16 protein-coding genes and 1 pseudogene are annotated in these 14468 nt (G+C 49.9%); 12 read left to right on the top strand and 5 right to left on the bottom strand.

The features are described from left to right. Window positions 1-10: 10 nt before the first annotated feature. The 8 genes and pseudogenes from J7I83_RS04170 to J7I83_RS18065 all read left to right on the top strand — a co-directional run bounded on the left by J7I83_RS04170 (window position 11) and on the right by J7I83_RS18065 (window position 6126). The gene (locus tag J7I83_RS04170) at window positions 11-436 is read left to right on the top strand and encodes a DUF1850 domain-containing protein (protein ID WP_353048230.1); all 426 of its coding nucleotides are present in this window, start codon (window positions 11-13) and stop codon (window positions 434-436) included. Continuing rightward, complete coding sequence (locus J7I83_RS04165) at window positions 433-2460, top strand: TRAP transporter permease (protein WP_215099424.1); 2028 nt, start codon at window positions 433-435, stop codon at window positions 2458-2460. The genes J7I83_RS04170 and J7I83_RS04165 overlap by 4 nt, the downstream gene beginning before the upstream one ends. Then, the gene (locus J7I83_RS04160; RefSeq protein WP_215099423.1) at window positions 2461-3066 is read left to right on the top strand and encodes a PTS transporter subunit EIIC; all 606 of its coding nucleotides are present in this window, start codon (window positions 2461-2463) and stop codon (window positions 3064-3066) included. 200 nt (window positions 3067-3266) lie between these two features. Next, window positions 3267-4427 (top strand): N-acetylglucosamine-6-phosphate deacetylase, encoded by a 1161-nt coding sequence (nagA, locus tag J7I83_RS04155; RefSeq protein ID WP_215099422.1) that lies wholly within the window; start codon window positions 3267-3269, stop codon window positions 4425-4427. A 5-nt stretch (window positions 4428-4432) separates the two neighbouring features. Next, entirely contained in the window at window positions 4433-5173 is a 741-nt protein-coding gene (gene nagB / locus J7I83_RS04150) for a glucosamine-6-phosphate deaminase (RefSeq protein ID WP_215099421.1), read from the top strand. 5 nt (window positions 5174-5178) lie between these two features. Continuing rightward, window positions 5179-5522 (top strand): annotated as a pseudogene (locus J7I83_RS04145) (GntR family transcriptional regulator); the annotation flags it as partial. 80 nt (window positions 5523-5602) lie between these two features. After that, window positions 5603-5872, top strand: coding sequence for an HPr family phosphocarrier protein (locus tag J7I83_RS04140; RefSeq protein ID WP_251047448.1), 270 nt, complete (start codon window positions 5603-5605; stop codon window positions 5870-5872). 182 nt (window positions 5873-6054) lie between these two features. Beyond that, window positions 6055-6126: a hypothetical protein gene (locus J7I83_RS18065; RefSeq protein WP_353048229.1), complete on the top strand. Its 72-nt coding sequence runs from the start codon at window positions 6055-6057 to the stop codon at window positions 6124-6126. 774 nt (window positions 6127-6900) lie between these two features. Here J7I83_RS18065 and J7I83_RS04130 read toward each other — a convergent pair. After that, entirely contained in the window at window positions 6901-7527 is a 627-nt protein-coding gene (locus tag J7I83_RS04130; protein WP_215099419.1) for a YdhK family protein, read from the bottom strand. A 134-nt stretch (window positions 7528-7661) separates the two neighbouring features. Here J7I83_RS04130 and J7I83_RS04125 point away from each other — a divergent pair, with 134 nt between their 5' ends. From J7I83_RS04125 to J7I83_RS04115, 3 genes are read left to right on the top strand one after another with little or no spacing between them, the layout of a single operon-like run. Further along, window positions 7662-8630 (top strand): F510_1955 family glycosylhydrolase, encoded by a 969-nt coding sequence (locus J7I83_RS04125; protein ID WP_215099418.1) that lies wholly within the window; start codon window positions 7662-7664, stop codon window positions 8628-8630. A gap of 34 nt (window positions 8631-8664) precedes the next feature. Continuing rightward, window positions 8665-10053 carry a sensor histidine kinase gene (locus J7I83_RS04120; RefSeq protein WP_215099417.1) on the top strand — a complete coding sequence of 463 codons (1389 nt, stop codon included), beginning with the start codon at window positions 8665-8667 and terminating at the stop codon, window positions 10051-10053. After that, window positions 10046-10714, top strand: a complete 669-nt coding sequence (locus J7I83_RS04115) for a response regulator transcription factor (protein WP_215099492.1) — start codon at window positions 10046-10048, stop codon at window positions 10712-10714. Before J7I83_RS04120 ends, J7I83_RS04115 begins: the two co-directional genes overlap by 8 nt. Window positions 10715-10967: 253 nt before the next feature. Here the strand turns inward: J7I83_RS04115 and J7I83_RS04110 are convergent, their stop codons facing one another. The 4 genes from J7I83_RS04110 to J7I83_RS04095 form a co-directional block, all read right to left on the bottom strand. Further along, window positions 10968-12446: a phytoene desaturase family protein gene (locus tag J7I83_RS04110; RefSeq protein ID WP_215099416.1), complete on the bottom strand. Its 1479-nt coding sequence runs from the start codon at window positions 12444-12446 to the stop codon at window positions 10968-10970. Between the two features lie 194 nt (window positions 12447-12640). Further along, on the bottom strand, window positions 12641-12967 hold the full coding sequence (locus J7I83_RS04105; RefSeq protein WP_215099415.1) for a four-helix bundle copper-binding protein: 327 nt from the start codon (window positions 12965-12967) through the stop codon (window positions 12641-12643). A gap of 100 nt (window positions 12968-13067) precedes the next feature. Further along, window positions 13068-13322 carry an SHOCT domain-containing protein gene (locus J7I83_RS04100; RefSeq protein WP_215099414.1) on the bottom strand — a complete coding sequence of 85 codons (255 nt, stop codon included), beginning with the start codon at window positions 13320-13322 and terminating at the stop codon, window positions 13068-13070. Between the two features lie 30 nt (window positions 13323-13352). Next, the gene (locus J7I83_RS04095; RefSeq protein WP_215099413.1) at window positions 13353-13610 is read right to left on the bottom strand and encodes an SHOCT domain-containing protein; all 258 of its coding nucleotides are present in this window, start codon (window positions 13608-13610) and stop codon (window positions 13353-13355) included. Between the two features lie 172 nt (window positions 13611-13782). Here J7I83_RS04095 and J7I83_RS04090 point away from each other — a divergent pair, with 172 nt between their 5' ends. Continuing rightward, window positions 13783-14322, top strand: a complete 540-nt coding sequence (locus tag J7I83_RS04090; protein WP_215099412.1) for a GNAT family N-acetyltransferase — start codon at window positions 13783-13785, stop codon at window positions 14320-14322. The last annotated feature ends 146 nt before the right edge of the window (window positions 14323-14468 follow it).

Raw genomic sequence — 14468 nt, 5'->3', positions numbered from 1 at the left:
ATGTTTGATTGTGCTCCTTTTTTTCCTGCTTTGGCGAATCCCGGTTGTGCAATTTGATTTCGGGGAAGAGCGCTATTATTTGAAGGAAAAAAGCTTTACTCTGCAATGGATTCATTCAGTCGAAAAAGAGGAATGGCTGGAGTTTTATGAGCAGGACGGAAACAAACTGCTGCTGACGGAAACGAAGTTCAAAACTTATGGTGCGGGTGTGCCTTCTGATGGCGAAATCATTTCGTCAGAAGACGGCTATGTCCATATGAAAATCGGGCGCTCTTTTGCCGATATGAACTTGACTGTATCCCGAAATGCGCAAACGACGATCAAGACGTCGGACAAGGAAATTCCGTTGTACCAATATACGGGGGACTATGAACCGGTAACGATCACGATTGAATTTATTGATCTTTGGGATTATGTAAGGGGGAACAAACTATGACAAAAGACAACCGGGATTTGGATGTTGAAAGCGTCTCAGCCCATGAAGAAGACAAAACCCTCAGCCAGGAAGTGCTGGAAAAGTACGATACAGATGCCAAAGTCCGCAAATTTAAAAACCGCAAATTGGTATTTCTGATTTCAGCGATTGCCATCGCCTATTCAGTTTACCATCTATATGTAACGTTCAATCCGCTTCCAGCCCTCCAGGCACGTTCCATCCACGTAGCCGTCGGGATGGGGCTGGTATTCCTGGTCTATCCCACATTCAAAAAGCAGGATCGCACGAAAATCCCGTTCTACGACTGGATTTTGTTTATCTTCAGCCTTGGAACCGCCGGGTATTTGATGTACGAATACAATGACATCATGACGACGCGCGGCGGAATCCCGAATACGATGGATATCATTTTTGCCATTCTGACGGTTGTGCTGGTACTTGAAGCGGCACGGCGCGTAACCGGCATCATCCTGCCGATACTGGCACTGGTGTTTTTAGCTTATCCATTCATCAGCCATTTTGTCTGGATGCCGGATATGCTGATGACGCGGCCATTCGACCTTGGCGATATTTTCGGCCAGCTCTATCTGAAGACTGAAGGGCTGTATTCGACGGCCATTTCTGCCTCGTTGCAGTTCATCTTCCTGTTCATCCTGTTTGGCGCATTTTTGGCCAAATCGGGGATGGGCCAATTATTTAATGACCTGGCCATGGCCTTAGCGGGCAGCAAGCAGGGAGGACCTGCCAAAGTGGCGGTCATTTCCAGCGGGTTTATGGGCAGCATCAATGGTTCGGCGATCGCCAATGTCGTCGGAACCGGTGCTTTCACCATTCCTTTGATGAAGAAAATCGGCTACAATAAAAACTTTGCCGGCGCCGTAGAAGCAAGTGCCTCCGTGGGCGGGCAGATTTTGCCGCCGATTATGGGGGCGAGCGCATTCATCATGGCAGAAACGACAGGGATCGCTTATGGCACAATTGCCCTTGCGGCTTTATTGCCGGCGGTGCTGTATTTCCTGGGTGTCATCATGCAGGTGCATTTCCGTGCCGGCAAAGAAAACTTAAAAGGCATTCCGAAAGCGGATCTGCCGAGAACCAAAGAAGTGCTGAAAGAAAAAGGCCATTTGTTGCTGCCGATTGTCGGCCTGGTCTTCATGCTTTACACAGGCATGCCAATCGCCTATGCTGCATTTTATACCATCGTTCTGACTGTCGTCGTGGCAGGATTCAGAAAATCAACGCGTATGGGCTTTAAAGATATTCTGGAAGCGATGGAAAATGGTGCACGCCAATCCTTGTCCGTCATGATCGCCTGTGCGGTCGTCGGCATCATCATCGGTGTGGTCAGCCTGACAAGCTTTGGTACCGTCATGACTTCAGCGATTACAAGCTTTGGTGCAGGATCGCTGTTCTGGACCTTGTTCCTGACGATGCTGGCATCGATTGTTCTGGGAATGGGCTTGCCTTCCATCCCAGCTTATATCATCACTGCAACAATGACAGCGCCGGCACTTGCTGAATTCGGCATTCCGGTTCTGGTTGCGCATCTGTTTGTCTTCTATTTCGGGATTTTTGCCAATATCACGCCGCCGGTTGCGCTCGCTGCGTTTGCCGGAGCCGGCATATCCGGAGGCGATCCGATGAAGACCGGCTTGAACGCGCTGCGCCTGTCGATCGCCGGTTTCATTATCCCGTATCTGTTTGTTTATAATCCAGCGATGCTGATGATCGACACAACAGATATCGCGGTCAATGCCACCGAGTTCGCCTTGCCGCCGATATGGGAAATCCTTTCAATTACCGTCACAGCCATCATCGGCATCATCGGGCTTAGCGCGTCTGCAGAAGGCTATTTCCAGACCAAGCTCAATATGCTGTTCCGCATTGTGCTTGGAGCGGGAGCGCTGATGCTGATCGTTCCGGAAACCTTGACGGATATTATCGGCTTGACCATTGTGCTCGGCATTTTCGTCATCAATTTCTTAAAAAGCAAAAAAGAAAATACCGCAGCTGCTGCCTCGTAAATGAGACATATCAGCCGGACAGCAGAACTTTGGCTGTCCGGCTTTTTCTCAATTATGATGTTCGGTTTGCCGGCTGCATGTCTAGCCATGTATGTGTCAGCTAAAAAAGAGTGCAAAGCCGTTGTTGGCAGAACGCTTTTCAGTATCGCCGTTACGCCATTTTTGACAGGAATCACAGAACTGATGGAGTTTACATTCATGTTCCTTTCGCCTATTTTGTACGTTTTCCACGCATTATTGACCGGTGTTTCGGTGATTGGCGCTTATGTTCTAGATGTCCACCACGGATTCGGCTTTTCTGCAGGAGCAATTGACTATGGGCTGGCCACCAATCCACTGATCCTCTTGGCGATGATCCTGTTTGTCGGAGCCAGTTACTTGTTCATCTTCTACTTCCTGATCGTCAAGCTGGACTTGAAAACGCCTAGCCGTGAAGATGAGGATGAGGAAGGTACAGAAAATGCGGATTCCGGCAATAAAACTGTTGATGTCAGAGTGTATAATATGATTGAAGAACTGGGCGGAACCGCTAATATCGTCCCCGTCGATTATTGCACCACGCGCCCGCGCACGACGGTCAAAGATTCAGTTCTTACTGAAGCTTGACTTGGAATTTCTGAACGCCAATGCACCTGCTGTTACAACACCCGTTATTTTTACCAATCTGACCGAATAAAAAGTTACAGTCATGAAAGACGGCTTCCGGAAACGAGCAATAGCTTCCATCCTGCAAGTCGAATAATTAAAGCTGAAAACCAGGAACATCCATCCGTGATCTTCCTGGTTTTTCGCAAGGAGTTGTCAAAATGAAGAAGAGCATATTGATTTCGGGGATTACTATTACAGATGCTGTCGAAAGAAGTTTTGTGGGAGACCTTCTGGTGGAGGATGGAAAAATAAGCCATGCTGCCGAAAAGATCGATTCCAAGGCAGACATCCATATAGATGCAACCTGCAAAAATTGGACAGCGTTCCCTGGGTTTATTGACGTCCATATTCACGGTGCTGCAGGGCATGATGTCATGGATGCGACACCGGAAGCATTGAACAGCTTAGCCAGTACCTTGCCGAAAGAAGGAACGACCAGTTTTTTGGCGACAACAATGACGCAATCGGACAACGCCATTTCAGCGGCCCTGCAGAACATCCAGAAATTTCAGGCGCAGGAGGGGCAGGCTGAAATGCTGGGTGTCCACCTGGAAGGTCCGTTCATTTCATCCAAACGTGCAGGAGCGCAGCCGATTGAGCACATTGCAGTAGCGTCCTATCCACTATTCCGCAAATGGCAAAAACTGAGCGGCAGCCAAATCCGGCTGGTGACGCTCGCTCCCGAAACAAAAAATGGAATGTTGTTCATTAAAAGGCTGATAGGCGATGGCGTGATCGCATCGATCGGCCATTCGGACGCCAGCTTGGAGGAAGTGCAGGCGGCTGTCCGTTCAGGCGCAAGCCATGTGACCCATCTCTACAACCAGATGAGCCCGTTCCATCATCGCAATCCAGGCGTTGTGGGGGCGGCTTTGATGGAGGAGGGCTTAACAGCGGAAGTGATCGTAGATTTTATTCACAGCCATCCCACTTCAGTCGAGCTGGCTTTCCGCCAAAAAGGCGCAGAACGGCTACTACTTATCACCGACGCTATGCGCGCGAAAGGCCTGCCCCCGGGTGTTTATGATTTGGGCGGGAAGGATGTGCAGGTCACCCACAGGGATGCGCGGCTTGCCAACGGAACTTTGGCCGGCAGCGTCTTGACGATGGACCGTGCGGTCAGGAACATCCAATCAATTACCGGATGCAGCCTGAACGAGCTGGTCGCGATGACTTCCGCCAATGCGGCAAAAGAGCTGGGTCTTGCGAATAAAGGTAAGCTAGAGGCAGGTGCTGACGCCGATGTGGCAATCCTCGATGAAAACTTCACTGTCCAAATGACTATATGCAAAGGGACAATCGCCTATACAAAGGAGTGACTGTGATGAAACTGATACGAGTCGAAAACTACGAAGAGATGAGCAGCAGCGCGGCGCACTTGGTGGAACAGCAGGTCCTGAAGAACAGCCATTCGGTGCTCGGGCTTGCAACCGGGTCAACACCGCTCGGACTCTACAAACAACTGATTCGGGGAGCCAGTGAACGAGGAATTTCCTATCGGCATGTCCGAACCGTGAATTTGGATGAATACCGCGGCCTGTCGGGCGACCATCCGAACAGCTACCGCCATTTTATGGACGAAAAACTGTTCCGGCATATCGATATCTCATTGGAAAACACCCATATTCCAAATGGCAAAGCTTTGCCGGTAGAAGCAGAATGCCGTCGTTATGAGGCATTGATTGATGAAATGGGACCGCCTCATCTTCAGATTCTTGGCATGGGGACAAATGGCCATATCGGCTTTAACGAACCGGGTACCCCGGAGAATAGCTTGACCCATTGCGTGCAGCTCGAAGAATCCACGCGAAACAGCAATGCACGCTTTTTCAGCGACAGTGACAGAGTGCCGACACACGCCATCACGATGGGGATCCAGTCAATCTTGAAAAGTGAACAAATTCTCCTTTTGGCTTCCGGTAAAAAGAAAGCGCAAGCGGTAAAGCGGTTTTTGGATGGCCAGGTCAGTGAAGATTTTCCCGCTTCATTTTTATGGAAACACAATCATGTTACACTGATTGTAGACCGGGAAGCTTACAGCCTGGCTGCGGCAAAAGAAGAGTGAAATCTGTGCTGGACAAACAATCGCCGATTCCGATTTACATTCAAATAGAAGAACAGCTGAAGCAGCAAATTCGGCAAGGCGACTTTCCCATTACTACAGCCATTCCCTTTGAACGCGAGCTGACCGAGCGCCAGTCGCGATCACCAATCTGGTCAATGATGGCTTATTGTACAGGGGAAAAGGGCGCAGCACGTTTGTGGATTCTCCGAAAATCGAATAGCCACTGAACGGCTTGACGAGCTTGACTGAGGACAAGCGGGTGGCCATCGAATGCACCTGTTTGCCGGTTGGGCTTTTTCCGAGTTTGAACCAGGATTCGTTTCATGGGTCACTGTATGCAATAATTGAAAATGACCAGCAGCACATACCGGGCTGACCGCTACAAATTCACGACCGATATCCATAGATAACAAAAGAGGAGAAATAGACATGATTGAAAAAAACTACACGATCACCAGCGACGAAGGGCTCCACGCCCGGCCGGCATCAAAATTAGTAGGAGCGGTGTCACCGTTCTCTGCAGACGTGAAAATGCTGTATAAAGAAAGAGAAGTCAATTTGAAGTCCATCATGGGCGTCATGTCACTCGGCGTCTCAAAAGGCAATAGCATCAAAATCACAGCAAATGGCAGCGATGAGGAATCCTTAATGGCCAAAGTCGATGAAATGATTGTGGCTGAAGGGCTTGGAATAGCGTAAGCAGTTGATCTGGAGTGGAGTTGAAATGCTAAGCGGTTATTTCAAGCAGGCTCAGGAACGCCTGGAGCTTGTCGAGAAAAAGGAAAAGTAAGCGATGCTTGCCCTTGCCGCGGCCGGAAAAGTGGTGGACGCAATTCGGGCGGCGGATCATCGAATTGTTCGGATGCGGCCATTCGCATATTGTGACGGAAGAAGTGTTTTACCACGCGAGCGGATCGATGCCAATCAAGCCGATTTTGCGGCAGGTTTTTTGAAAGAGCAGGATTTCCGTGCGGTCCGACATCCAGGGTTGTCGGAGCAGCGATCTTCAACGCCATTTTCGCAGAAACCACCAAGAGAATGGCCGATGCCGGCTTGGCGCCGCCGATTTTCCTGATCGGCAAGTACCACGAGCGGATTTCGCTGCTGTCTTTAAAATTTTTAGCGCACGGCAGAGACCTTCTGCGGTGCTTTTTTTGTGCGTTCAGGGGTAAATCTGGGTGAGCGACCGTAAATTCTTTTGAACGACCGCCAATCACAATATACTGCAAGCAATCAAGGAAATAGGTACAAAAAAACCAGCCGCTGCGGCTAGGCAGGGCTGGCTTGATAGCTATACTCTTATACAACGCCAATCAAAATAGGAGTTGCCAGCAATACAATGCTGAATGTCCATATGATGGCAAACGAATAACGGATGTGGTGATTCCTCCGGTGTTGGCTTATAGGGAATAAAGTTAGTTTTATTGCTGAGTGATATTCACCTATTTGGAGAAAATAGACGAAAGAATAAATGGAAAGGAATATTTTGTCGCACGGCAGCGCCCTTGTGCCGTGCATCTTTGGGCAATCAGGGTTGAACGACTGTAAATCGGCGTGAACGACTGCAAATTTTTCTGGGCGACTGCAAATCTCGCTGAGCGACTGCAAATTTTTTTGAACGACTGCAAATCCCGCTGAACGACTGCAAACGCAAAAAGGGACGAAATTGTCTGCCCTCTCAACAAGCAAAAAGCATCCCCCGCGCAAAAACGCAGAGGATGCTCTCTTTATTCAGCAGATAACTCGCTTTCAGTTACCCATTTATGATTGGTGACAGCTTCATTGCTGTCGGTGGTGTTGAAGTCGACCATGTAGACGGTGGTTTCTTCGACCGAGTCGATGATCGAAGTGGCTCCCCTCATACCTTCCATATGATCTTCGGCAATGATTATTTCATCCCCAACTGAAAGGGGGGTAGCGCCCGCCTCTTCAAGCTCTTCGTGGATGACCCATTTATGGTTTTCAATCGGTTCGCCACCGGTAGTCGGTGTAAAGCTCAAGGAGTATACGGTTGTATCATAAGCACCGACGACAGTCGCTTCAGCGCCATCCATGCCCGGCATGTGATCAGCATTCATAATGACTTTGCTTCCGACTTCAAACTTTGGATTTTCGGCTTCCGCCAATCCTTCCGGCACTTCGCCCGAGCTTGAATGTTCCATGCCTTCGTGTCCCATATCTTCGTCCATTTCATCCGCATCTTCATCCATGGCTTCGTCCATTTCTTCAGTCATATCGACCTGGTTGTCAGGGTCGGCCGGGTTCATCGAGTCTTCTTCTGTATCGCCACAGGCTGCCAGCGTAATCGCGGTCAATACTGACATCGTCATCAGCATAAATTTGTTCTTTGTCATTGAAATCCCTCTTTCATTAGCTTAGTCTCTATACTGTACCCAAATATTGTGCAAATGTTGTGCAGAATCTGCACAAAAAATCAAAACTTTTCTTGTACAATAGAACATAATTGACCGACAGGAGGATGAAGGAAATGAACAGAAAATGGATATGGGCTCCTTTGGTGACTGGGGTGCTGCTTGCAGGTTGTGGAGAGAAAGAAGTGCCGGAACCACCAAACGCAGAAACTGCTGCGGATGTTGAAACAACTGAAGCCAACCAAGATGCAGAGGATTTTGAAGTGGCATTCGAAGGGCGGTTTGATCATGTCCACGGGATGGGCTTCATTGAAAATGAGGAAGGGCTTTATTTTGCAACGCATCAAGGCCTGAAAATTTACCGTGATGGGGAGTGGATGGAAACCAACGACCATTTCCATGATTACATGGGCTTTAACGCAGTGGACGATGGTTTTTATACTTCGGGACATCCGGGACCCGGCTCGATGATGCAGAATCCGATCGGCATACAGCGCAGCAAGGATGGCGGCCGGTCACTGAATCATATGGGCTTCGAAGGTGAAACCGATTTTCATGGAATGGCGGCGGGCTATCGCAGCCACCACCTGTTTGTTATGAATCCACAGGGAAATTCACAGATGGGACCGGGGTATTTCCGCAGCGAAGATGAAGGGAAAGAATGGCAAGAGGTGGATGGAGCGGGACTGCAAGGCGAAATTTCTTCTTTTGCCATGCACCCAAGTGATTCACAATTGATTGCTGCAGCGACGACTGCTGGAGTTTTCCTATCGGAAGACGGCGGTGACAGCTTCACGTTGCTGACGGAAGATGAAATTTACGGAACTGCCGTGTTCTTCAGCGAAGAAGAGCTGTATTATGCAACTTATGGCACACAAGCAGAGCTTATCGAGTATACTTGGAAAAATGGCGGACAGCAGGCGCTCGAATTGCCTGACATGCCGGAAGACGGCATCATGTACTTCGCACAAAATCCGTCCAATAGGGATGAGTTCGCCATCTATACGGCAGCTGGCCATGCTTTTATTTCGGAAGATGGCGGAGGCACCTGGGATCAAATCTTGAATGCCGGCCAAGTAGAGTAACGGAGAGACATGTTTTGTAACGGCGGAGGTCCCTATGTTCAATAAATTATCTTTGAAAATCGGTTTGTTGTTTTTTATCTTTATCTTAATTATTGAAGCGTTCCTATTTTCAACGCTTTATTTCACCCTGGTCAATGAACGCGTCGATGAAGTGATGGAAAGTCTATTGGCGCGGGGCGAAACGCACAGCGATGTGCTGGAAGACAGCTTCGAGGAGATGACATTGGAACATGTTGGCATGATGGAATCAGCCACCGATTTTATTGTCGTCATTACAGATGAGACGGGCGATATTTTGGTCAATTCGGATGCTCTGGAATCGGAAATGCTGGAAGTGTTGGCGCATACTGATTTTGAAGCGGTGCCGATTGAAGGGGAAATGATCGAAGAAAATTGGCAGGACAAGCGCTATATCGCGACTGACAGCCCCATTACGATTGATGGGGTGCATGAAGGCCATATCTTCATGTTTGCGCCGACCGATCAGATCGAACGCATCATCGACCATCTGAAAAACCAGTTTCTCCTGGTCGGCATCATCACCGTTCTTTTGACTGTCGTCACGATCCTGATGCTGTCGCGGCTCATCACCTTGCCGCTGATCCGCATGAAGGAAGCGACCGAGCAATTGAGCCAGGGCAACAACCAAGTCGACTTGACGAATGAACGCAATGACGAGCTCGGGGAGTTGGCGAATGCCATCACCAAATTATCGACGGATCTTGACCGGCTGAAAAATGCCCGTAATGAATTCCTGTCGAGCATTTCACACGAATTACGGACGCCGTTGACCTATATCAAAGGCTATGCCGATATTCTGGTCCGGCCGGACACGACCGAGCGAGAGCGAGAGGAATACATGGGCATCATCCGTGAAGAGGCGGCCCAGTTGACGGTGCTGGTCGGGAACTTATTCGATTTGGCGAAGTTGGACCGCAATCAATTCACGATTGAAAAACGGGACGTCTTTATTGCGGAACTCTTGAAGTCGGTCGCGGTTCTGGTCAGACCAACCTTTGATGAAGAGAAGATTGAGCTGGCGATCAGCTGTAGCGAAAAACTGCAGGCTTCCATCGACCCTGAACGCATTCAGCAGGTGCTGCTGAACATTCTCGACAACGCCCGCAAGCATTCGTCTGCAGGCGATCGAGTGACGGTGGAATGCTGCGAGGAAATGGACGGCATCTCCATCCGCATCAGTGATGAAGGGCAGGGAATTTCTAAGGAGGAGCTGCCCTTCGTCTTTGACCGGTTGTATCGAGTGGAAAAATCGAGATCGCGCGAACGGGGCGGTTCAGGGCTCGGCTTGGCGATTGCCAAGGAAATCGTTGAATCGCATGGCGGACGGATCCGCATCGACAGCCAGTTCGGCAAAGGAACGGCTGTCACGATCCGATTGAAAAGGGGTGGAGACCATTCATAAAGTGTTGCTGGTGGATGATGAAAAACGAATGCTCGATCTGGTGGCGCTTTATTTGCGGCCGCATGACTATGCCTGCACAAAAGCGAGCAGCGGTAAACTGGCGCTGGAATTGCTGAACAAAGAGGCTTTTGATCTGGTGCTGCTGGACATCATGATGCCCGACATGGACGGCTGGGAAGTATGCCGCGAAATCCGCAAATTTTCCAATGTGCCGATCATCATGCTGACGGCTCGTGAGCAGCAGGAAGATATCGTCAAAGGCCTGCGCCTTGGCGCGGATGATTACATGACAAAGCCTTTTGGTGAAGAGGAATTGCTGGCGCGGATGGAAGCCCTTCTGCGCCGCAGCATTCCCGCAAAACGTATTGAATTGAAAGGCTTGATATGGGAAGAGGACCGTTTCGAGTTGAGCTACAACCACGCGCCGATTCGCCTGACACCCAAAGAGTTTTCAATGCTCGGCCTCCTGATGAAGAACCCGAATAAAGTATTCGAGCGCGACCGACTGCTGGAACTAGTATGGGGCTTCGACTCGGAAACAGAAGGCCGCACAGTCGATTCGCATGTACGCAACATCCGCGAAAAAATTCGTCAGGCCGGCTTTCCTGTCGATGAACATTTCCAGACGGTATGGGGCATCGGCTATAAATGGGTCAATTAAAAAACCGCTGCAGATTTTTCTGCAGCGGTTTTTTTGCGCGTGGCAGTGTTCGTTTGCCATGCTTTTTGTGCATTTGATGTTGAATGGTTGTGGGAAATCCACGTCTCTTTTCGGTGGGGCGTTATTTCGGCTGAACGACCACGAACCGGCAGAATCACCCATTAGCTGAATTCTGAGTCGAGTGCATATAAATTCCCGGGACCACGTGTTTTCCAGTGGGCCACACATACTCTGCCTTTAAAAACACCAAAACCTAAATCAAGCGCTTGCCCGATACCGACCGCGCGGCATGAATGCCGCTTGCTGCAGCACCAATTGTTCCGCCGCCGGGGAAAATATGATCGCCGCACACGTAGAGGTTCGGCAAGCCGGAATGATGCGAAATGGAATTGAACAGGGCGGCGTCCAAAGTTTGGGGGAAGCCGCCGACCAGGCCATTCGTCCGTCCGGCAAAACGCTCCCAGGCTTTGGGGGCACCGCTTTCCATATGGACGATGGCTTCGCGGAATTCAGGGACAGGCCCTTGGATGGCCTGGAGCATACGCTCCGTTAAGACCGTCCGCGTGTTTTCATATTTTTCCTGGCTGTCCCATTCCTGTATGCGCGAATGCGTGGAAATCGTTACGGTCTGGAAGCCTTCAGGAGCGCGCAGCTCATCGCCGGGAACAGACGAAGACATGAAGAAATGGCCCCCTTCAGCAAGCCCATCGCCTGTAGAAATCTGGCGGAATGGCGGCAGGGGCTCTTTCAGCTTTGTTGAATCAACTGCCAAATACAGCGTCAGCGTTGTCCAGGTTTCTCCGGCAATGCCGTCGCGCAAAGAAACTTTCAGCTTGGCCACCAGTTCGGGTGCCAAAATCTTCGGCAATTGCTGGATTGGTACGTTCAAGACGACATCTGTCGCTTCGTAGACATTGCCGCGGTGATCGGTCGCGACCCATAAATCGCCCCGCCGTTCCAACTTTTCGAGGGTACGCCGCTTTTTCAGCACACCGCCGTTTTCCTTCAGGCTGTCGCCCATCAATTCAGAAAAACGGTATAGGCCGCCAGGAACGTAATAGGCTCCTTCGTGGTAAATATCAAGCGCCACCGCGGACAATAAATACGCTACGTCTTCGCTGCCGGTCTGCATGCTGTCGATCAGCAGGCCGTCAAGCATATGGCGAAACTCCTGCAAGTCACCAAGTCCATGCTTTTTCAGCCGCTGGCCCAAGGTTTGATTAAAGAAAGGCAGGAGCTTAACGTGTTTGGGGCGCATGGATTTCGTCAGGAACGCCCACTCGTTTGCCGTTGCAGGAGGCAGAGCGGGGAGCGGGTCCATCAGCGTCCGGACAATGGCCGCAGTGTGGTGGATTTCCTTGTAGAACGCGCGGATCCCATCGCTGTGCTGGGGGAAATACGCCGCAATGCCGTCGACATGGCGTGCGCGGTCTTTATGGAATACGAACGTCGCTTCTGGGTGGACCATTTCCATGACACGCTCGAGCGGTTCGATGGCCATCGGTTTGCCGAGAAAACGGAAGACACGGTTGTGGATGCCGCCTGGTTCGAGGCCCATTCCGAGCGTTGCGCCAGCGGGGAATAAATACTTATTGCGTTTGAATTTGCCGGCACAGCCGCCGAGCTCCGAGGAGGCTTCCAGCAGCGTCACCGGCCATCCCGCTTTTGCGAGAAGTGAACCTGCTGTCAATCCACCGATGCCAGCGCCTATCACCAATACTGTTCGTGCCATCCGAATTCACTCCTTAGATTGTTGCTTATAAGAATTTAACTTTTAGCTGTTGATTTTGTTTAGGGGCTAAACGGCAGCCAGCCCCTCGAGTTGCTTCAGCCGCTTTTCTACTATTATGGCGAAAAACCTCTAACCCTGCCAACACAAAAGCCCGGTTGCAGGAAATTTCCCTGCAACCGGGCTTTTGAAAAAAATTATGCTACGCTATGGCAAGCTTCTGCGCATTTTGCACAAGCTTCTGCACATTTCTGGCAGTGGTCATGGTCGTGTTTTGCACATTCTGCTCCGCACGCTTCACAAATTGCTGCGCAAGCCTTCGCCAGTTCTGCAACGAATGGGGAGTTGCGGGTAATGGCATGCTCCAAATACGCGCAGATGTCCGCGCATTCGCGGTCCAGGCGAATACATTGTGCCATCATCTTTACATCGTCTTCCTGTAAGCATGCGTCAAAACAATGGTTGCACGCTGCTGCGCAATCGTGCAAGGTTTTAATCAGTTCTGCATGTTGTTCATGTGCCATCAATAAAACCTCCAGTTTCAGATTTTGTTGCTTCTCTCTTTTGTTTCCCTTTAGGTTGCCAACTAAACGAAAAGTGAGAAACTTCACAAAAGCTGCACAATCAGTTTTTCGATGGATTTGTTAATGTGCGCAGCTGCTCATCGTATTCCTCTTTGCTGATTTCGCCGTTAACATACCTCTGGCGCAACGCCTCAACCGCTTTGTTTGATTCACTTGGCTCAGTGCTCGCAGCTTTTTTGCGTGCTTTGATCAGGGTGAACCACAGAATTATCCCAAGTGCAGCCAACAAAACGATAAACCCAACGGCGATGGTGATGCCAAGTGCCTGATTGCCCGGTGTGAAAAATTCTCCCATTGTCCTCAACTTCCTTTCTTTAATGAATTCTTATCGCCTTACCGATCGTTCATCCAAGTTCTTCATGCGTTTATGAAACTCTTCCTCGCTGATTTCACCATTGGCATACTGTTCTTTCAGTAGCTCCGATTGTTTGTTTTGCGGAGGCAAAATGTCGCGGGGCATTCCTTTTCGGCTGGTGTAGATTACCAATCCAATAAATGCAATCACCAGAAACACCAAGAACAGCAGCATCCACAGGTATAAGGGAATTCCCGGATCCATGGAATTCACATCGACAGCTTCCATGCTTTTCACACTCCTCCCCGGAATGGGTCCACGCATCTATTATGGTTCTATTTTACACGTTCTGCCCACTGAATATCAGAGGGAATGTACAATTAAGAAAGCAATAAAATCGGGATGGAAAATTATGATATTTATGTTACGATATGTCTACACAGAAAAAGGAGGCATTTCTATGTTCGTACATAAAATTGACGAGGACCTATCACTCAAGCTCCAGGAAATGAGCGATGCAGAACGGATTTTCGAGCTCACCGATGCTTCACGGGATTACTTGAAAGAATGGCTGCCATGGCTGGATTTCACTACTGAATTACAGGACACCAAAAACTTCATCCAATCCGGCAGCAGCAATTTTGTCGAGGGCAAAAGCCTGGGCGCTGTTATCCTTTACAAAGGCGAAATCGCCGGAATCGGTGGCTTCAACAACATCAATCATGCCAACAAAACTGCTTATATCGGCTACTGGCTTGGCCAGGAATACCAAGGCAAAGGAATCATGACACGTGTCGCTAAGGCTTTGACCGATTACGCGTTAAACGACCTCAAGCTCAATAAAGTCGAGATCCGCGCAGCAGTCGAGAACCACAAAAGCCGTGGCATTCCCGAGCGGCTCGGCTATATCGAAGAAGGCACCATTCGCCAGGCCGAATGGCTGTACGACCGCTACGTCGACCACGTGGTTTATGGGATGCTGGCCTCTGAGTGGAAATAAGAAAAGCGGAAGCGCCTGTTCAGCTCTGACAGGGGTAAGATGATCTGGCGAAGCGGCATGTTTTCAGCCGCACAGCCAGCGCGGCTTACATCCCGAAGAGCTAGGCGCTGGAGTCTGGACAACAAAGAAAAGCGGAAGCAGCCGTT

It is taken from the genome of Planococcus sp. ISL-110 (assembly GCF_018613575.1).
GTDB lineage: Bacteria > Bacillota > Bacilli > Bacillales_A > Planococcaceae > Planococcus.
The sequence above is the reverse complement of the archived record's forward strand: the minus strand, read 5'-3'. Positions and strand labels throughout refer to the sequence as shown.